The organism is Okeania sp. (assembly GCF_983059655.1).
Window position 1 is genome coordinate 1 of the sequence record NZ_CEZPJD010000713.1, and the last position, 4,115, is coordinate 4,115.

3 protein-coding genes are annotated in these 4,115 nt (G+C 34.2%); all 3 read left to right on the forward strand.

Going from position 1 to position 4,115, the window contains the following annotated elements:
* Positions 1-1,199, forward strand: a 1,199-nt coding sequence (locus AC3DU7_RS27130) for a glycosyltransferase family protein (protein ID WP_488042375.1), incomplete at its 5' end; no start/stop codon positions are given.
* 546 nt (positions 1,200-1,745) lie between these two features.
* Positions 1,746-2,960, forward strand: coding sequence for a glycosyltransferase (locus tag AC3DU7_RS27135; protein WP_488042376.1), 1,215 nt, complete (start codon positions 1,746-1,748; stop codon positions 2,958-2,960).
* Positions 2,961-3,097: 137 nt separating this feature from the next.
* Positions 3,098-4,115: glycosyltransferase family 2 protein (locus tag AC3DU7_RS27140; RefSeq protein WP_488042377.1), on the forward strand; the 1,018-nt coding region annotated here is incomplete at its 3' end.

Sequence of the window (4,115 nt, forward strand, 5' to 3'; positions counted from 1 at the left end):
TAGGTATTGGGCATCTAATTCGGAGCATGGAAATTGTCAAAGGTCTGCAAAAAGATTTTGATATTTGTTTTATTAATGGTGGTGAAGTTATCGAAAATTTTCCAGTACCGCCTACTGTAGAAATGGTAAATATTCCTCCAATTAAAACAGATCCAGAATTTGAAAAACTTTTGATTCCTGACCAATTTAATACTGTAGAAGAAGTGCTAGAAACTCGTAAAAATCAGTTACTTGAAATCTTAGAACGCCTACAACCAGATATCCTAATGATTGAGTTATTTCCTTTTGGCAGAAGAAGATTTTCTCCAGAATTAATTCCTCTGATAGAGCAAGCAAATAAAATAGGAACAAAAGTAGTAAGTAGTCTGCGGGATATTGTAGTACCAAAGCAAAATCAGGCACGCCATGAGGAAAAAGTGTGTAAATTAATCAATAACTATTTTGATATGTTGCTAGTTCATAGCGACCCAAATTTTATTCGACTAGAAGAAACTTTTTCTCGTGTCAATGACTTAAAATCTCAGGTCTATTACACTGGGTATGTTGCTCAAAAAGTTCCAGAAATTGATGTTGAAACTATGGCTAAAATTAATGATAAAAAGCCATTTATTTTAGTTAGTGTTGGTGGGGGTAGATTCGGACATGAATTGCTAGAATGTGTAGTTAAAACTGCTCCGATTTTAAAACAGACTTTACCTCATCAAATTCAGATGTTTACAGGACCTTTTATTCCCGAAGAAATTTGGGTAAAACTGCAAGATTTAGCCGCAGGTCAAAATAATATTAATATTGAGCGTTATACGCCAAACTTGCTTAATTATATGGAGAATGCTGATTTATCAATAAGTATGTCAGGGTACAACACAACAATGAATATTTTAATGACTGGTGTCCGAGCAATGATGATGGCTTTTACTGGAAATGGAGACCAGGAACAAACTATGCGGGTGCAGAAATTGGAACAAATGGAAATTGTAAAAATGATTCACCCTGAAGATTTGGAACCAGATAAATTTGCTGCCAAAATTGTTAATTATCTTCAATGTCAGCCAGCTATTAGTAAGTTGGATTTTAATGGTGTGGAAAAAACAGCAGAATATCTACAAAAATTATGTATAGCAGGGAACAGGGAACAGGGAACAGGGAACAGTGGTAAAAGCTTTTCTCTATCTCAGGTTCATCATCAATCTCTGTCCTAACCAACTCTTTCCTTGCTTTATGAAAGCAGAATATGTTGTTTAAATAGCGATCGGCTATCAGCTTAAAAAAATTTGCATAGAACGAGATATCTGTTTTCGTAGCATTCCATCAGTAAACGCTTTTTAAATAGCTGTTAAATATAATTAATAATTAAAGCTTAAAACTTCTTACTTAGTAAATATTAATTAGGGTTTACTGAAAAAGTCTTTTAGCAGGGGGAGGAGTCAGGAGAAATGGAAATTTAGAGGAAGAAGGAGTAAGAATTGTCTCTTGATTCTTCTGCCATAGTGAGCCTTTAATACTAGCTTTTTGACCGTTTTCAACTGAAACAGGCGCACTTTTTTCGTTCCTCAAAATGCTCAAACCTTTATGTATAGTAGTTTAAATTAAAAATGAGACGTTTTTTCGTCTGAAACTCCCTCATAGCAAGAAAGCTTTGTCTCAATCTAAAGTTAAATGACTATATCAATACTTTGATAGTTAATCAGCAAACCCTAATTATTAATTATTAATTATTTCAAACTCCTCTGGATTAAATAAAAATTATGAAACAAAAAGTTTGCCTAACCACCTTAGAATTTCCCCCCGATGTGGGAGGAGTAGGTGAGTCAGTCTATCGAATTGCTCGAATGTTATTAGAGTTGAATTATGAAGTTCATGTTGCCGTTTTTCATTTCAGTAAAAGAAAGAAAACTATCCAACGAGCTAAACGTAAAACAATAGAACAAGATGGAATTTTAGTACATCGTCTTAGAGCAGCAGTTCGGACAACTGAACAATATACACCTGGTATAATGATTATGGATTATCGGAGTGAAATATACTTTCAACTCCAGCTACTCCATAAACAATTTAATTTTGATTTATTTCATTCCTTTTTTATTAAAGAAACAGGTTTTTTAACAACATTATTAGCTCTAGAAAATCAACGACCTGTAATTAACAGTATTCGTGGTAGCGACCTACATAAACATATTTTTGACCCCCAACAACACGCCCAATTATGCTGGACTTTAGAAAAAGCATCTTGGCTAACTTTTGTGAGTCAAGATCTATTCAAACGTGCAACAGTATTGTTGTCTAATTTAGAAGCAAAATCTTCCGTTTTTTGGAACTCAATTCAACCAATAGACTTTGATAATTTACCTACTCCAGAACTGGTAAAAAATTGCCGAGGAATGGTTGTTGGTTCCGTAGGCAGATTTCGGGATAAAAAAGGATTAGAATATCTTCTGGATGCTTGTGCCCAACTCAGTGCAGAAAATATTGAATTAACATTACTATTAGTAGGTCATTTCGTAGCGCGGGAACAAGAATATTGGGAAGAAGAAATCAAAAATAGTGGCATTGCCGATCGCATAGTTATAACTGGGACACTTAGTCGCGCTGAAGCGATAGCATATTTACCCCAGATGGATGTTTTTATGATTCCTTCTCTCAATGATGGTTGTCCCAATGCCTTGTTAGAAGCAATGTTAGCTAGTCGAGCTATAGTAGGAACAAATGTTGATGCCATTGGCGAAATTTTGACAGATGGTGTTGATGGTTTAGTTGTTAACCCAGGGTCAAGCAAAGAGTTAGCAGTAGCTTTGCGAAAATTAGCGCGATCGCCTGAGTTAATCAAGGAATTAGGAAAAGCAGCGAGGAAAAAAGTTCTAGAACAACTTGCTCCTGCTGTGGAACAAGAAAATTGGGCAAAAGTTTATCAGCAAGTTTTGCCAAAACCAAATTTAAAACTGCCCACAGGTATTATTCGCTAGTTCTTCAGTACAGATAAATAACATCAAGTTTACTCTTCTATGTCTACAGATATTGCTTTAGCTTCGTTAAGTTGAAATTAATCCCTAAATTATTATTTTTGAACACTTTATCCACATTTTATTGTTAATAAATAGCCATGACAAAACCAGAAGTTACTATCGTTGTTTCCCCTAGGGAACGTTTTAGTTATACCCGCCAATCTTTAGAAAGCATCTATGAAAATACTAACTATCCTTTTTCTCTGATTTATGTAGATGGTGGTTCTCCTAAAAATATCAAAAAATATATTGAAACACAATCTATCGAAAAAGGGTTTCAATTAATAAGAACCGAGCATTACTTATTTCCCAATCAAGCCAGAAATATTGGTTTTAAAGAGGTGAAAACTGAATATTTAGTGTTTATAGATAATGACGTAAATGTGGCTCCAGGTTGGTTAGAAAAAATAATTGAATGTGCCGAAGAAACAGAAGCTACTATTATTTGTCCTTTAGTTTGTATCGGTAAAAACTTGCACCAAAAAATACACTTAGCTGGTGGAGAAGCCAGAATAGAATTACAAACCAAAGGCGATAAACTCCTACACAAAGTCCATGAAAAACATTATTTTGTGAATTGTTTAGTTGCTGATGTACAGGATAAACTGCAACGACAACAATGTGAATTTGCAGAATTTCATTGTATGTTAGTCAAAACTTCAATATTTGATGAAATTGGTTCCATAGATGAAGGCTTATTAAATACACGAGAACATATTGATTTTTGCCTGACTGTAACAAAAGCAGGAGGAACAATCTATTGTGAACCAAATGCAGTTGTAACTTACGTTCCCGGACCACCATTTGTATTCTCAGATATTCCCTTTTTTATGCTGCGTTGGAGTGATGAATGGGAATTAGCTAGTTTAGAATATTTTGTTGATAAATGGGATTTAGGTCGCGATTTAAATACAGGTAAAAAACAACAAAAATATCTATTAAAAGATAAATATTTTAAAAAGCGGTACGACCGCCTTGGTCATCGAAGACACCAAGCATTTCTTAAACCTTTAATTCGTAATTTTTTCTTTGGGCAATCTAATCCTTGGTTAGAAAAAAATCTACTGTCATTAGAACGAAAATTAAATCGTTTGATTACCACTCGTTATTCTCAAA